Origin of the sequence: Bacillus taeanensis, assembly GCF_003318295.1 — a bacterium.
GTDB lineage: Bacteria > Bacillota > Bacilli > Bacillales > UBA6769 > Maribacillus > Maribacillus taeanensis.
In genome coordinates, this window is record NZ_QOCW01000003.1 from 1 (window position 1) to 14960 (window position 14960).

Annotated in this window: 18 protein-coding genes and 1 pseudogene; 7 read left to right on the plus strand and 12 right to left on the minus strand. The window is 35.1% G+C overall.

From position 1 onward, the window contains the following. Positions 1–131: 131 nt before the first annotated feature. The 7 genes and pseudogenes from DS031_RS04035 to DS031_RS04060 all read right to left on the minus strand — a co-directional run bounded on the left by DS031_RS04035 (position 132) and on the right by DS031_RS04060 (position 6403). Complete coding sequence (locus tag DS031_RS04035) at positions 132–920, minus strand: carbon-nitrogen family hydrolase (RefSeq protein WP_113804655.1); 789 nt, start codon at positions 918–920, stop codon at positions 132–134. A gap of 15 nt (positions 921–935) precedes the next feature. Continuing rightward, a complete protein-coding gene (locus DS031_RS04040) occupies positions 936–1328 on the minus strand; it encodes a VOC family protein (RefSeq protein ID WP_113804656.1) in 393 nt (130 codons plus the stop codon). Positions 1329–1472: 144 nt separating this feature from the next. After that, positions 1473–2549, minus strand: a complete 1077-nt coding sequence (locus tag DS031_RS04045) for an ABC transporter ATP-binding protein (protein WP_113804657.1) — start codon at positions 2547–2549, stop codon at positions 1473–1475. Further along, positions 2546–3139, minus strand: a complete 594-nt coding sequence (locus DS031_RS24030) for an ABC transporter permease (RefSeq protein ID WP_342767230.1) — start codon at positions 3137–3139, stop codon at positions 2546–2548. Before DS031_RS24030 ends, DS031_RS04045 begins: the two co-directional genes overlap by 4 nt. Positions 3140–3280: 141 nt before the next feature. Further along, positions 3281–4300 (minus strand): ABC transporter permease, encoded by a 1020-nt coding sequence (locus DS031_RS24035; RefSeq protein ID WP_181833005.1) that lies wholly within the window; start codon positions 4298–4300, stop codon positions 3281–3283. A gap of 20 nt (positions 4301–4320) precedes the next feature. Then, positions 4321–5373, minus strand: a pseudogene (locus DS031_RS04055) (ABC transporter substrate-binding protein). A gap of 223 nt (positions 5374–5596) precedes the next feature. After that, on the minus strand, positions 5597–6403 hold the full coding sequence (locus tag DS031_RS04060) for a sugar phosphate isomerase/epimerase family protein (protein WP_181833006.1): 807 nt from the start codon (positions 6401–6403) through the stop codon (positions 5597–5599). 270 nt (positions 6404–6673) lie between these two features. Here DS031_RS04060 and DS031_RS04065 point away from each other — a divergent pair, with 270 nt between their 5' ends. Next, positions 6674–7102 (plus strand): universal stress protein, encoded by a 429-nt coding sequence (locus DS031_RS04065; RefSeq protein ID WP_113804659.1) that lies wholly within the window; start codon positions 6674–6676, stop codon positions 7100–7102. A 75-nt stretch (positions 7103–7177) separates the two neighbouring features. Here the strand turns inward: DS031_RS04065 and DS031_RS04070 are convergent, their stop codons facing one another. Then, a complete protein-coding gene (locus DS031_RS04070) occupies positions 7178–7798 on the minus strand; it encodes an SGNH/GDSL hydrolase family protein (RefSeq protein ID WP_113804660.1) in 621 nt (206 codons plus the stop codon). Positions 7799–8033: 235 nt separating this feature from the next. On the opposite strand from DS031_RS04070, the gene DS031_RS24400 reads away from it, so the two are divergent. Further along, positions 8034–8159 (plus strand): hypothetical protein, encoded by a 126-nt coding sequence (locus tag DS031_RS24400; protein ID WP_281269095.1) that lies wholly within the window; start codon positions 8034–8036, stop codon positions 8157–8159. A 64-nt stretch (positions 8160–8223) separates the two neighbouring features. Here DS031_RS24400 and DS031_RS04075 read toward each other — a convergent pair whose 3' ends face one another. After that, complete coding sequence (locus DS031_RS04075; protein WP_181833007.1) at positions 8224–8634, minus strand: DUF2935 domain-containing protein; 411 nt, start codon at positions 8632–8634, stop codon at positions 8224–8226. A 193-nt stretch (positions 8635–8827) separates the two neighbouring features. Between DS031_RS04075 and DS031_RS04080 the strand changes: the two genes are divergently transcribed. Then, positions 8828–10009 (plus strand): MFS transporter, encoded by a 1182-nt coding sequence (locus DS031_RS04080; protein ID WP_220182072.1) that lies wholly within the window; start codon positions 8828–8830, stop codon positions 10007–10009. A 39-nt stretch (positions 10010–10048) separates the two neighbouring features. Here the strand turns inward: DS031_RS04080 and DS031_RS04085 are convergent, their stop codons facing one another. Further along, positions 10049–10558, minus strand: a complete 510-nt coding sequence (locus tag DS031_RS04085; RefSeq protein WP_113804662.1) for a universal stress protein — start codon at positions 10556–10558, stop codon at positions 10049–10051. 185 nt (positions 10559–10743) lie between these two features. Here DS031_RS04085 and DS031_RS04090 point away from each other — a divergent pair, with 185 nt between their 5' ends. From DS031_RS04090 to ablB, 4 genes are all read left to right on the plus strand, one after another. Beyond that, a complete protein-coding gene (locus tag DS031_RS04090) occupies positions 10744–11721 on the plus strand; it encodes a hypothetical protein (RefSeq protein WP_142675747.1) in 978 nt (325 codons plus the stop codon). After that, complete coding sequence (locus DS031_RS04095) at positions 11714–12562, plus strand: protein-glutamine gamma-glutamyltransferase (protein WP_113804664.1); 849 nt, start codon at positions 11714–11716, stop codon at positions 12560–12562. The genes DS031_RS04090 and DS031_RS04095 overlap by 8 nt, the downstream gene beginning before the upstream one ends. 60 nt (positions 12563–12622) lie before the next feature. Continuing rightward, complete coding sequence (locus tag DS031_RS23490; RefSeq protein ID WP_181833008.1) at positions 12623–12790, plus strand: hypothetical protein; 168 nt, start codon at positions 12623–12625, stop codon at positions 12788–12790. Positions 12791–12959: 169 nt separating this feature from the next. Continuing rightward, complete coding sequence (gene ablB / locus DS031_RS04100; RefSeq protein ID WP_113804665.1) at positions 12960–13802, plus strand: putative beta-lysine N-acetyltransferase; 843 nt, start codon at positions 12960–12962, stop codon at positions 13800–13802. 48 nt (positions 13803–13850) lie between these two features. Here ablB and DS031_RS04105 read toward each other — a convergent pair whose 3' ends face one another. Continuing rightward, complete coding sequence (locus DS031_RS04105) at positions 13851–14504, minus strand: phosphatase PAP2 family protein (RefSeq protein WP_142675748.1); 654 nt, start codon at positions 14502–14504, stop codon at positions 13851–13853. 148 nt (positions 14505–14652) lie between these two features. Beyond that, a complete protein-coding gene (locus DS031_RS04110) occupies positions 14653–14835 on the minus strand; it encodes a YolD-like family protein (protein WP_113804667.1) in 183 nt (60 codons plus the stop codon). Positions 14836–14960: the final 125 nt, after the last annotated feature.

A 14960-nucleotide genomic window follows, 5' to 3' on the forward strand; every position in this document is an offset into this window, starting at 1 on the left:
AATGGCTGTGAATTTAAGAAAATTCACAGCCAACAACAACTGATATAAGGCATAATAATGAAAAAAGAGAAATTGCGTCCGCAATTTCTCTTTTTTCATTATTTGAAGCTAGTTATGTCCCAGCCTCTTCATTATTTATAAAGCTTCGGAACACGACTTGTGAAAATTGGAACATTTTTTCGAACTTGTTTTACTTTTTCAAGATCAAGCAATACAGTTAATGTTTCTTCCTTTTCAACAGAGCCTTCTCTCACTATGTCTCCCCAAGGATCAATAACAAGAGAAGTTCCGGCAAACTCGACCCCATCATGCGTACCTACCCGATTAGCGGAAACAACATACATTTGATTTTCAATAGCACGAGCAAGTTGAAGATGTTTCCAATGCGATTTTCTCGCAAGCGGCCATTCCGCTAAAATGTGGAGGACTTGGGCACCTTCTAACGCAAGGGAACGCGCAAGCTCTGGAAAACGGAGGTCATAGCAAATAATTGCTCCCATTTTTATTCCATCTAACTCAAATACTTCGGTGGCTTTTTGTCCACCTTTTAAATAAGTGGGTTCATCAAGCATCGGAACAAGATGAATTTTATCGTATTGATAGACAACGTTTCCCTTCCGATTCACAACAAAAGCAGAATTGTAAATTTCACCATCAACATTATTAGCAATAGAACCGCCGATAATATTAATATGGTGCTTGATGGCAAGCTCTTGTAAAAGTGATTTTGTTGGTTCACCATTCATATCAGCAATCGTCTCAAGCTCTGGAAGTGTATAAGCCGTTGTCCACATTTCTGGCAGCACAACTGTGTCAGGTTTTTCAGTTTGAACAACTTGTTCGATCCATGCTTGTACTCTTTTACGATTTGTTTCTGGACTTCCAGGTACAATATCCATTTGATAAATAGAAAATTTCATTCTTTCATCTCCTCTTTATGTTAAAGCAGGTTCATAAAATTCAATCCATTCACCATCAAGACCTTCAAAGAAGATGTAGCGATCTCCATTTGGCAATGTCGTAATTTCGTTATCAATAAAAGTTACTTTTAATCCGTTGAGACGCGCAATTTCTGCTTCAATATTTTCTACTGTAAAGGCAATATGATGAACTTTCCCTTCAGAAGGCAGCTTATCATTATAGCCTTGAATAAGTTCAATAACCGTCTCATCTTCTTCATGAAATCCTAAAAAAGCAAGCTTAATTGACGGATCATTATGTGTTAACGTATTTAAAAGTCTCAGCCCAATTGCTTGTTCATAAAATGCAATTGACATATTAATATCTCGTACCATGATACCAACATGTTCAATTTTTTTTACTGTCATAACAAGAATCCCCTTTCTCTTTTTCCACATTCATTTTAAAAATAAGTATACTACGATAACTCAATAGACGAAAGAATATTCAAAACATTATTTATAATAAAAAACCTACAAGCAGAGAAACTTGTAGGTTAGAAAGTCATTCCGTTATTTCACCACCACCATATTAAGTGTACTTTGGACCGTATCAGGTGTTATATACACTCTCTCACCAATTGAGTAATTTGAAAAAAAACGATCATGAACCACCCACTCTTCACTGAAAACATCTAGTGTATAATGAACCTCTTTTCCTTGGTATTGAATGCTTTGAATCGTTCCTATAATACCATTTCCAGTGACTTCTTTTGATAATGTAAACTGCTCAGGCCGAACTGGATATAAATTTTTATCTTTAAATATCTGTGAAACCTTTGTACCATCCCACTTATTAAAGCAGCTGCCGGCAGTAGGTGTAAATGTATTCCCCTTCCATTTTCCGCTTACTAAATTGGCTTTTCCAACGAAAGAGGCAACAAATTCAGTTTTTGGATAACAATAAATTTCTTTTGGGGTACCAATTTGTTCAATTGTACCATTGTTCATTACAACAATACGATCAGCCATAGCAAGCGCTTCACTTTGATCATGGGTTACATAAACAATAGCAGATTTGGTTGTTTGATGAATATTGATAATCTCCCGACGCATTTCCATACGAAGTTCTGCATCTAAACTGCTTAGCGGTTCATCCATTAATAATAATTGGGGCTGCGGAGCAATTGCTCGTGCCAGTGCCACACGCTGTTTTTGACCGCCCGATAACTCGTGCGGCATCCGATTTACAAAAGACTTCATCCCAACAATATCAAGTACTTTATTCACTCGTGAGTTCGGATTTTTCTTTAATGTTTCAGAAACAAACTTATGATGAAGAAGCGGAAACTTTACATGCTCTCGAACATTCATATGAGGCCACAGTGCAAATGATTGAAATACCATGCCGATATTCCTTTTTTCAGGGGGAACTAATTTATTTGAACTGCCGCATTCTTCATCATCAATAAAAATTGTACCTTCTGTTGGTTTACTAAATCCAGCAAGCAAGCGAAGCAAGGTTGTTTTTCCACACCCTGATGGTCCTAAGATGGCAACAAATTCACCACTATGAATCGTTAAATTAATTGATTTCAAAGCAGTAAAATTTTTATAGTTCATTTTTACGTTTGTTACTTTTATACTCATGAATGAATCACCTTTCTTTGCCATACTTTTTGAAGAAGGATTAACAAACCAAAACCTACTATAATCAATAACACAACCACACTTGAAAAGGCAGTTGAGTATGTGGAATAACCCGCTTGTTCAAAGTTAAAGATTACTAATCCAATCGTTTGTGATTTGCTTGACCACAGCAGCGCTGATACAGTTAATTCTGTTAGTGCGGTTAAAAAGACAAGAAATGCTCCACTTAACACGCCAGGCAAAAGGAGCGGAAGCAGAACTTTTTTCCACTTTATAAAGCCATTCGTCCCACTCGTTCTTGCCGCTTCTTCAATTGACAGATCAATTTGTGAGAAAGCGACAATACCTGCCCGCATTTGTAAAATTAAAAAGCGAGTCATATAGGCAATAAATAAAATAGAAATTGACCCATATACTCCTGGATTCCAATTTGGAATAAGCTCCATCCAGGCAAAAATCATTGCAAGTGCTAATACCGTTCCAGGCAGTGCATATGGAAGTCCAATTAACAGTTCCATCACTTTAGAAGAAAGGAATGGTTTTCTTATTCGTATATAGGCAGCTGCTGTGCCAACGACAGCACAAATAATAGTTAGTTGTCCCTGCTGCTAAATATAAGCTGTTTACAATAGATTGTCTTGATTTTGGACTTTCCCACAATACAAAATAATAATTTGCAAAGCTTATATTTTCTAGTGTATACGGTACACCATAAGCTTTAATAAGAGATGTCATAAACATTGAAAAAGCGGCACAAAACTAATTGTCAGCAAAAAGATCCAGACTAGTAGTTCGATAATCAATCGAGAGCGCCCTAAATAAACTCTTGGCGTATTGTCCATTTGAATAGTGTCCAGGTGTTTCAACCGCCTTGTAGTTAACCACTGTAAACCTGTTCCAACTATTGCTGCAGCAGCTAGAAGAACAGATAAAACAGCCCCTCTTGCAAATGCAGATGGACCAAAGCCAATAATTTGCTCATATATATACGTACTTAACACACTAATATCAGCTGGAATACCTAAAAATGCCGGAATGCCAAAATTATCAAGGCTTGCGATAAACGCTAAAAGTCCACCGCTTGCAATCCCCGGCATTGCAAGCGGAAACGTAACCTTTCGGAATACCGACCACTTTCCAGCACCAGACGATTGAGCTGAGCGTTCAAGTTCACGCGGAATTCTTTTTAATATAGCAGCAGTCAGCAAATAAACAAGCGGATAATGGAACAGACCCATTAGAAAAATAATGCCCGACATACTATATAAATTCCACAACTGCAGCCCTTCATGAATTCCCCCTAAAAATTGAGCAATTACCCCCGCCGGACTTAAAAATTGGGTCCACGCTAATGTAGTGATATATGATGGAATTACAAATGGAAGAAAAATAAACAGCTGCATGATCTTTTTCCCTCGAATATCTGTATAGGTAATAAGCCAAGCAGTTATGACACCTAACCCTAACGAGATAAGCGTCGACCCGAAAACAATATAAAGAGGATTTTTAACTGTAATCCATGTTGCTTGTTCTTGAAGAATAGAAGTATAGTGTGAAAGTGTAAGACCCGCTTCTGATGTAAAACTTAAATAGATTAACCGAATAATAGGAAGCAGAAAAAAAATAAAAAGCACTAACCCTCCTATTACTTTCCATAGAGGATCACGCATCTTCTCTAAAAAAGAAGATGAGAAAGTCAACTGCTGCCTTCCCCATGATAAATTACGACCTGAATAGTTACGCATTCTCATTCTATATTCGCTCCGATCTATTAACCACCAAATAACGTACTGAACTCCTGCTTATCTTGTTCACGCGCTTGATAAAGCTCTGTTATATCCGCTTCCATTACTTTCATCTCTTCAATTGTTTTTAAACCTTCAGGTGCTTTAATACCTTTTCGAATTGGTGTATATCCCCGCTCTGCTGCAAGTGTTTGGCCTTCTTCTGAAAGCACAAAATCAATAAATGCTTTTGCAGCTTGTTCATTGTCTGTATTTTTCATGATACCGATTGGTTCTGTAATAACTGGCACACCTTCCGATGGATAAACTAGCTCAACCGTTGAACCTTCTTTTTTCACACGTGCCACAATAAAGTCAACAACCATTCCATATGATTTTTCACCGGCTGCAACTGCCTTTAATACCGCCCCATTCCCTTCAGTAACCATTACTTCATTATTTTTTAAGGATTCATAATATTCCCAACCAAAATTACTATTTCGTGTAATTACACCTAAATTATAGGCAGCTGCGCCAGAATAAAGCGGACTCGGCATGACAACTTCACCTTTTGCTTCTTTACTCGTCAATATATTCTAAGAAGAGGGCATTTCATTAACTTTATTTGTATTAACAACAAGTGCTGTTGCCATTACTTTTGTTCCTGTATACATGCCATCTGAATCAATGAACCTTTCAGGAATTGCCGCTTCTTCATCTGATTTGTAGCTTAAAAGTAAATCTTGTTTCTTTAAACTTTCAAATGTTACCGCATCTGCGACTAATAAAATATCAGCTTGAATATCGCCTGCTTGATTTTCGGCCTGCACTTTACTAATCACTTCTTCTGTTCCTGAGCGAAAAATATCTATTTCCACTTCTGGATGCTTTTTCATAAAAGCATCTACAATTGCTTGAGCATCCGCATCTGGTTGGGATGTATAAAGGGATAAACTGCCGGTTATTTCTTCATTTTTTAAGGGAGTTTGATCAGCTTCAGCAGTGTTGTTAGCAGTTTCTGTATTTGACTTATTATTACATGCTGCAAGAATTAATAAGATTAAAAATAGAAAGATAGATGAAAAGTTTTTTTGAAACATTTAATCGTTCTCCCTATAAATTGTTTAGTAGAATTTTTAATACCTGCAATATTATTTTTTTCAAAAAGGTTTATAAATAATGAAAATTGTTAGCTCTTCCTAATTACTACATTTTTTATGATACAACGAGTAAAACAACAATAAATGCTACAAAAACTTTTTTAATCTGTACCTTAAACATAAAAGTTCCTCCTTATTTTTAAAATAAATATTTATATATAAATTAAAGGATATATTGGACAGATTTAATTTCTTCTTTTGGCATATAGGGATATAAATAGCGAAGGTTTGCCTGCAGAACTTCACATCCCTCACTTTCATCGTAGCCTTCCATTACAATTGGGGCGTTTGTCTTTAATATTGTAGGGAGAATGGAAGAAAGATCAATTTGTCCTGTTCCAAGCGGTGTATGATACGTATTTGTCGTTGCGTCACTAAGATGAATTTTATTAATGCGTTTCATTTTTTCATAATATACAAGAGGATTTTCATAGAGTGGAACATTTGAAATATCAAAAGTAGTCATAACTTTTTCAGGAAGATGATCTAAAATAGAGTTAATTGAAATAGGATGCGTCATAAATTCTTTTCTCTCATGCTTTGTATGTTCTAAACTCAATGTTATCTGTAATCGTTGTGCCCGATCAGCAAGAAAACGGAGATTTTGAATTAACGATTCAAAATGCCAAGGTGTCCATTCAGAAGTTAATGTACGCCGTCCCGGGCTAACAGTAACGTTGTTAGCTCCAATTGCTTTTGCAAGTTCCATTGAACGCTCAACTTCTTTAACAGACTGAAGTTGAATTCCTTTATTTAATGAGCAGAGATTTAAATCCCAACTCGCAGCATGAAAGGTTAAATCAAGATTATACTTTTCTTTTGTATACTTAATCTTTTCAGGCAATGTTTCATGAAACCAAACGTGTTCTGCCCAAACTTCCACACCTTCAAAACCTGTTTCATAAGCAATTTTTAATACTTCTTCCAGCGGATAATGCCAGCATAACGTTGACGCTAAGTACAACTTCATCTTTTTCCACTCCTTTAATGAGCTGTTTTTACCGCATTTTTCTTCCGTACGCACTACTTTCTTTTCTGATCTGTTAATCTCTGAGTTTGTTACATTCATTGTAAAAGACAAACATTAACGCAAAATAAATGTAATGTTCAGTTTTCTTTAAGATTTTGTAAAGATATTGTTATTTTTTACATTTTATTCTTAGATGTGATGTTTTTCACAGAGCTTTAAACGGAATATAACTTATGATTGGAATATATAGAAAGGAAAGGGTGTGATCGTATGTATTTATATAAAAAAATACTTGCTGCCTATGATGGGTCAGAATTAAGTCAAAAAGCACTTCGCCATGCTGTCGAAATGACAAAGCAAAATAAAGAAAGCGAACTAATTGTAGTGAGTGCCGTCAATCCAACAGGCCCTATGACACATCCTAGTATTTATGAACAAATCGCACAAAGCTTAACAGAGCAAGCACAAGAACTCATTGAAGATGTAAAACAAACATTAGATTCCCTTTCAAACAACACAAGTACATTCGTAATAATGGGCAATCCAGCGCAAAAAATTGTTGAATTTGCCGATAGCAATAAGGTTGATCTTATCGTTATGGGCAGCCGCGGCTTAGGAGGCATTCGTGAGCTTTTCCTAGGCAGTGTTAGTCACAATGTGCTTCAGCAAGCACATTGTCCGGTATTAATTATAAAATAAACGAACAAAGTGCTTAATCAAATGTTTGATTAAGCACTTTGTTCGTTTTTCTATTAAATATTATAGACGTTTCTTTTAGCTTAACGTCTTAATCCATGTTTGTGCCATTAACATATTACCAACCGATGTCATATGCACACCATCAGTCGTTAGTTCAATCCCCTGACCTGATTGAAGAAAATTAATAAATACCTCATGCGTTGGCACAAGCACCGCATCAAATGTTTCTGCAAGACGATGAACAACTTTAACATAAGGAATGAGCATTCTATTTCCGTCTGAATTAATTTTCTCTTCAATAATTGTTGGTTCCATTAAAATAATCTTAGCTTTTGTTTGTGCTTTTACCTGTTTTAAAAGATTATAATAAACCTTCTCAAAGTCCTCTGGATAAACCTGCTCCATTTGAGGATTATCGAGCTGGCGCCATACATCATTAATTCCGATTGAAACAGAAAGCCAATCTGGATTACATGTAAGGACGTCTTCCTTCCATCTCGCTGCTAAATCTGTTACTCGATTACCGCCAACTCCTTTATTAACAAATGAAAGATTTTTTTGTGGATAGGTAACTGTGTAGTAATCACGAATTAACCTTGTATATCCATAACCAATTTCCTCTGGATCCTGTCGTCTATCTGCATCCGTAATACTGTCACCGATAAGCAGAATTCGTTCATTTGATTGAAATCTCATTGTATATTTCCCTCTCTCTTTTTTAATAATATCTCGTTAGATTTTTTATTAAATAAGGCCTGTTCCTACATTTATTGTTCTGTTTTTTTATGAAATTGATTTTACTAATTATAGTTTAACAGGTTTATTATGAAGATCTCGTGACATTTTTAGATGTATCAAATTTATTTTAAAAACATATGTTTAAATTATTGGAAAACGGGTATTCCAATGAAAAAACAAGGAGTTGGACAATTTGGCTGAAAAAAGCCTGTATGACATTAAGCAGGAAAACATGAAGCGCCTTAGAATAGAAGGAGAAGCGTATTTAAAAGCAATTTACAAAAAGCCGTGGCCAAGAAAAAAGAAAAAGACCCCCTAAAAAGAAACAGCTTCACCGTTTAAACGGTGAAGCTGTTTCTTTAAAGCACTTTCTATAGATTTAACTAAAGCTCAGGCGGTGCTTTCCCATACATTGCAAATGAAAGAATTCGCAAATACTCTGCATTTTCACTTAATGTACCATTTAAGTAAGTGGGAGATAAGTTTAAACTTACCAGATTTTGAATTATTAAATGCTGAAGGTGTCCTTCAAACCGATAATATCCAAATACAACAGGATAGCTTTCTTGTGCAAAGGATATCATCTTTTTTGATTTAAAAGGTAAACTAGAATTAACCATTTGAAGCTGTCTGCGCATCCTTGAAAATGCTTCTATATATTGCTTTGCTGTTTGAATCCATTTCGTTTCACTCGAAGATAAATGAGCATGAATATAATGGGCATGATTTTCTAATATTTCAAGCCAAAAGGCATGTTCCTCCCATGCCGAAACCCTTTTTGATATTTCTTCCATCCACATTCCTCCATTACAATGCTTTACACATTCATATGTAGAAGAAGGAAAAATATTAATCTTTCTCTTTTATACCTTTGCAAATTTTCTGAAAAACTTGTATAATCAATTCAACCGTTTGCACAAATAGCAAACTAGATATTGTTTGTGTATCAATGCAAACGATTGCACTAATGAAAAGGAGAGAATTAACGTGTCTAAACAAAAAGCACAAGTATTATTTTTACTATTTGTTACAATGTTTTTGCTGGGTGGACTTGCCAATACAAAAGGAATCATTCTCGAGCAAGTTCAAAGTGATATTGGTCTAAGTTTAAGTCAAATTGGTCTTGTTGTGTTTATTTTCCAATGGGGATTTGTCATTGCCAGCATGATTACAGGATTTTTAACTGATAAAAAAGGTCTTCGCTTTATGATGTTAATCGGGGCATCCAGCATGGTTATCGGCTTATTCGCGACAGGTTTTGCCGCAACAGTCTTCTTTTTCCTTGGTTTCTATTCCATTGTTGGTCTTGGAATTGGTTCAATGACAGTGTCTATTAATGCAATTATTCCAGCTCTTTACAAAGAAAATGCTGGTTCAATGTTTAATATCGCAAATGGGGTTTTCGGCCTTGGCATGATTTTTATGCCGATTATTATGAATGTTATTTTTGCAAATGACCTTTCATGGCGCTACTTTTACATCGGTCTTGCTGCTGTTATTGCTCTTACAATGATTGTAATTACTTTTGCTGATTTACCGAAGCCGCAAGCAAGTGATCTTGACTTGAAAGCGTTTCTCGAAACGATAAAAAACAAGCAGTTTATGTTTGTAATGTTATTTTTAGTTTTTTATGTTTCTTCTGAAGCATCATTTATGAACTTTTTTCCGATTTACTATAAATCGCTTGATATTGCAGGAATGACGCTTGCAGAAAAAACAGAAATGGCAGGCTATGTTATTGCAAGTTTTTCTGTTTTATTTACAATCGGCCGCTTTGCAGGAGGATTTATTAACTACAAGCTCGGAGAGCGAAATACACTTATTCTATTCTCTGGACTATCAGTTGTTTCACTTGTTATTAGTAAACTATTTGCGGCAGAATGGGCATATTTATTTATGTCTGTTGGTCTTATGTTTTCTGTATTATTCCCAACTGCAACAGCAATCGGAGCAAAAACAACTAATAAAGGTGGTTCCGCTTTAGGATTTGTCTATGTAGCGGCCGGGATTGGCGGCGCTTTCGCCGGATGGCTTGTTGGGGTTCTTTCTGATATTTTTGGTCCATCTATGGGGTTCAATATTCCAATTGTATTTGTTGTTATTATGTTTGGACTTTCTCTATTTATTAAAGATGAAAAGAAAACAGTATCCGTTCGAAAAGCTGCATAAAGAAAACCCTCTTGGCTTAAACGCTAAGAGGGTTTTTCCTTATTTTACAATTAAGACAGGAACCTCTGCTTCTTTAGCAACTTTTTCACTAACACTGCCAATCATTAATTTTTTTAGTCCGCTAATGCCTCTGCTGCCGATTACAATTACATCCGCTTGATGAATGTCAGCATATTCGCATAACCTTTTTGCGGGATCTCCTTCAAGAACATCAAATTTTGCCGGTATATGTTTCTCAGCAATTTTGGCTTTTGCTTCTACTAATATTTCATCATTATTTTCTGTAATTCTCATTCGTTCCTCTTCTATTAATTCTCTTTCATTCATTACTCCGTAGTCGTCGCGATTTGGTGCATATCCATAAGGAGTAAATATTTCATTACTTCTTGCTAATTTAGGTTCATTTTTCCTTGTTTGTAAGTTCTTTTCTTTCACCACATGAACAACCGTTAACTTTGCAGACTGTCTCTTACTTAACTCAATTGCGTGTTCAAGTGCCTTCACACTTCCTTCTGAGCCATCAAAAGCAGCTACAATTTTTTGATACATATCCACTCATCCTCTCAATCATCATTTGAATTGATGTTATTTACTCGCTTTATTCCCGCTTTTTTAATGAACATATCTTGTATTTCAATTACAGTTTGGTAACAATTTTTCACTTGATTCACTGATAACTTTTATATTTTAAAATATATATGTAACAACCCTTTATTGCTTGAGAGGATGATTTTATGCCTAACACGAACAAACTGAATCACATTTTCCATACAAAAGGAGGCAGTTTCTTACAAAGATCGTTTTTTACAATGTTTTCAAACAACAAAAAAGAAACCATTACCCTTTTAAATCGAGAAGACCTTGAATTTGCCACTTTATTTCTGCTGGAAAATGAAATTAATAAGCTAAAGCTGCGCCGTTATTTAAACGATCGAAATCAAATTGCATTAGAAATTACAAAAGAGATTTTATCTAATCCGCAAGTTCCGTGTACATTATCTTTAAACTGGCAGCTTTGTGATTACTCTCATGTCATTCAAGCAGCATTAAAGTGGATCATTACTTCCAATAAACAAACGATTAGTAATTTTCAATATATTGAAGTGATTGACAGCTGTTCTTCTCTTTTAACATCTACGTATAAAGATGAAAACATCTTACCATATCTTTGTAAACTCATTTTTTCCCGTTATAAACAGGACCTTCCCTATCATTATTTAACAAGAGCTTTTTTTGAAGCGAAAGAATCAACAAGTTTACTATTAATTGCCGAACGTCTTACGAGTAATGACCTACAGGAAGTTAAATTCGCCAAAAGGATATTAGCATTTATACCGGAATTAGCTTCCCAACAAAATGGGAAAGAAGCGTACAACATATTTTATAGATGGTTTCAACTAAACAATTTATTTCTTTACTATACTGGTGAGAGCTTTGATACAAGCCACTTCCCTACTCTTTACACTATAGCACTGCATGCGAAGTATTTAGGAAAACCTGTATTTATTCAAACAGGCGAGATACTTGAAAGTTTAACAGAACAGGAAAAAAATCTTTTAAATGACTTTTATCATTTAGAGGAAAGCAAACAGTCTCAGATCGCCAATTATTCTAACTCACTTCGAATACAGCATTTTCATAAATGGAGACAGTGGCTAGAACAGCCCCTTGAAGTCCAACTTGAAGAGGTAAAGGAGCTATCCCATGATTAATATTAGAGGAGAAATTTTTAGTCTAGATGAACTAAATAGCTTTCTTCCATTAAATGAACAGGAAAAAGAAATTGCAAAAAAAATGGCGAAACATTTAACCGTTTATTATTATCCAACTGTTTCTGAACTCCATTTTGAAATTGAAATTCGCCTTCAAATTATTAAAGCAGCCCATGCGTTATTTAACAGCCGAGCAGAGTTTGCAACATTTTATCGTTCAAGATGCAATGACGTTTATTGGGAATTAACTACAAAAGGAGGATTTCAATTAAAACAAGATGCACAACCTGCACAGGCTGTAGTTAATATTTTTAAAGATGGTACAAATTATGCATTTGAATGTGCGACAGCAATGATGATCGTTTTTTATAAAGCTGTGCTTGAAGTAATTGGTGCAGGAAGGTTTAATAATTTATTTAGAAACCTTTTATTATGGGATTGGAATTATGATCCAGACCTAGATGTAAAGACCGTTAGAACAACTGAATATCTACCAGGAGATGTGCTTTATTTTAAAAATCCGGATGTGCATCCAAAACTGCCGCACTGGCAGGGAGAAAATGCAGTAAACCTTGGAAATGGAAGCTATTATGGACATGGTATTGGAATTGAAAGTGCTGAAAAGATGATTGAAATGCTTAACAAACAGCGAAAGCCCGAAGCAGAACAGTCTGCATACCTGTTAGAGCAGGCAACACGCCCTAATTTTCGCTCTCTTTATTATAAAGCAAGACGGTTTAATTATTATATTTTTGATCAATATGGGGTAAGACAAAATGGTAACTCACAGAAGAACATGGATCAGCTTCGCAGAGATTATATTACTATTCAATTTGGCTAAAATACCCTTTGTATAGCTCTTTTAAGTGAGGAGATGCTACAAAATAAAGGAGGGATTATTATGATTGAAAAAGAACAGCAAACACGAAAAAACATTGAAATTGAACAACCTCATATTCGAGAATTTGAGATAAACACTCCCCACCCTAGCGAAGAGCAGAACCTAAGAAATATCAACTATGCCCCAGGCGAAAATACCTATTTAAATGAAAATACAAACGCACAATAAAGAAGCGGAGAAGGCTTAACTCTTCTCCGCTTTTACATTTATTTCTGTTAATCATACTTGCATTATCCTGAACATGATACAGATTATGAATTTTAGTTCTAACATGGCGCCTCTAATTATATATTTAATATAGAACATACTAAACCTTGCTGGGAGGCATTTTTCTTACATGGAAATCATACAGTCCCTATATAAAACGGGACAATCTATTGATGTTGATCCGCACAATCGCCGCATTAAAATTTATCGATACCCGACAAATCAAGAACCAAAAGTGATGATAGCATCTTTAAAAAAGCTTGGGAAAGAAAAAAACTGTGATAAACTTATTTTTTATATTATGAAAGAAGAACGATACGTATTAGGCGCAGAAGAATGTTATTTAGAAGGAATTCTTGATGGTTTTTTCAAAGGAAGAGATGCTTATATTTATTCGATCTTTCTAAAACCAGAACGCAATCATTCTCTCTTTGCCGAAAAACAGCAGTCAATTATGGAAACAGTCATTAAAGATCGAAAATCAATAAACTCCATGTCGCTAAAAAGCGAATATTTGTTAAGAGAAGCCGAAGAAAAAGATATAGAAGCAATGGCAGAGCTTTATGATACTGTATTTATTACGTATCCAACGATGATGAATGATCCGGAATTTATTAAGAAAATGATGAAAAAAAACACTCTATTTACTGTGATTGAGCATAAAGGAACGATAGTCAGTGCTTGCTCTGCAGATTTGTTTCCAGCTTTTGAAGCAGCAGAAATGACAGATTGCGTTACGCTCCCAGAACATCGAGGCAGCGGCTTACTTTCCAATCAATTTCACTATTTAATCGAAAAAATGCGTAAAAATAATGTTAAAACATTATTTTCGTATTCACGTGCCGTATTACTCGGTATGAACTTAATTAATGCAAGACACGGCTTTGATTACCGTGGCCGTATGAAACAAAACAGCAATATCTCCGGACGCCTTGAATGTATGAATGTGTGGGTCAAGCGTCTCAATTATTAAAATGGGTTCCCCTTCCTTTATATATAGATATATATAGAAGCCTGTGAATTAATGTTCGCAGGCTTCATTCATTTCTCTCCCAACCGCCGCTTCATAGATAACTATAATTAAAATTGTCCAAGCCGCTCCTGCAGAAATTCCTGCAGCTACATCAATCGGATAATGAACACCTAAATAAATACGACTTAGTCCAATTAACAATACTAACAAGAAAGCGGCAAACCAAATACTATTTTTCTTGAAGCGTCTCCATACTATATAAGCAAGAAATCCATAAAATGCGGTTGAATTCATCGCATGACCGCTCGGAAAGCTGTAGTAGGAAGCACGGACAACAGCCTCAAGATCAGGACGACTTCTCTCAAACCAGGTTTTTAACAGCCAATTTAGTTCGCGCACCCCGAATAAGTTCACAGCTAAACAGAATACAAGTACGTAATGCCGCTTTAGTAAATAAATAATTGCTAACATTCCAAGCATCGGATACGTAAATGTCTTCGAGCCCAAATGAGTAATAAAAATAAAGAATAAATCAATAAATGTTCCTGAAAGCTGGTAGATCTTCTGTAATAACAATTTATCGTAATAAACTACCTTTTCAATATGATAAATATATGAAAGTAAAAGAAATACAAATAACAGCAAAACTAACCAAAATAAATATTGTTTTTGAATAGCCAAATAGTCCCTCAAATTGATCACCCTCCCTCCTTTTTATTTTTAAAAGAAATACAAAAAAAATACGCGACCTCTATAATTCTTAGGTTACGCATTCCTATTTTCAAAATATTTGTTTACATCATCATTGAACTCCAAAAAGAGATTTCTCCTTTATTATTAAAATAAATGATTAGTGAATATGTTTAATTCCAGCTAAACGGATCGAAAGAACTTTTTGATCTTCATCTTGTAATAAAAGACTCTGCTTGTATAAATCAATGTCGCAAACTCTCCCCTTACATGTTTGTAATGTTCCGTTATGATAATAGTCAACTGTTACTAAGTGATTTTTTATTAATTTTTTCAAGATCATGTTTTGTTTCATCTCCTTTCTGTTTCTACCGCTCAAATAAACTTCTACATATAAATTAAAGTCGAATTTCCTTTAAAAGAAACTCGACTTTGTTTATATCGCTCTCTATTTAATCCATGCACTTC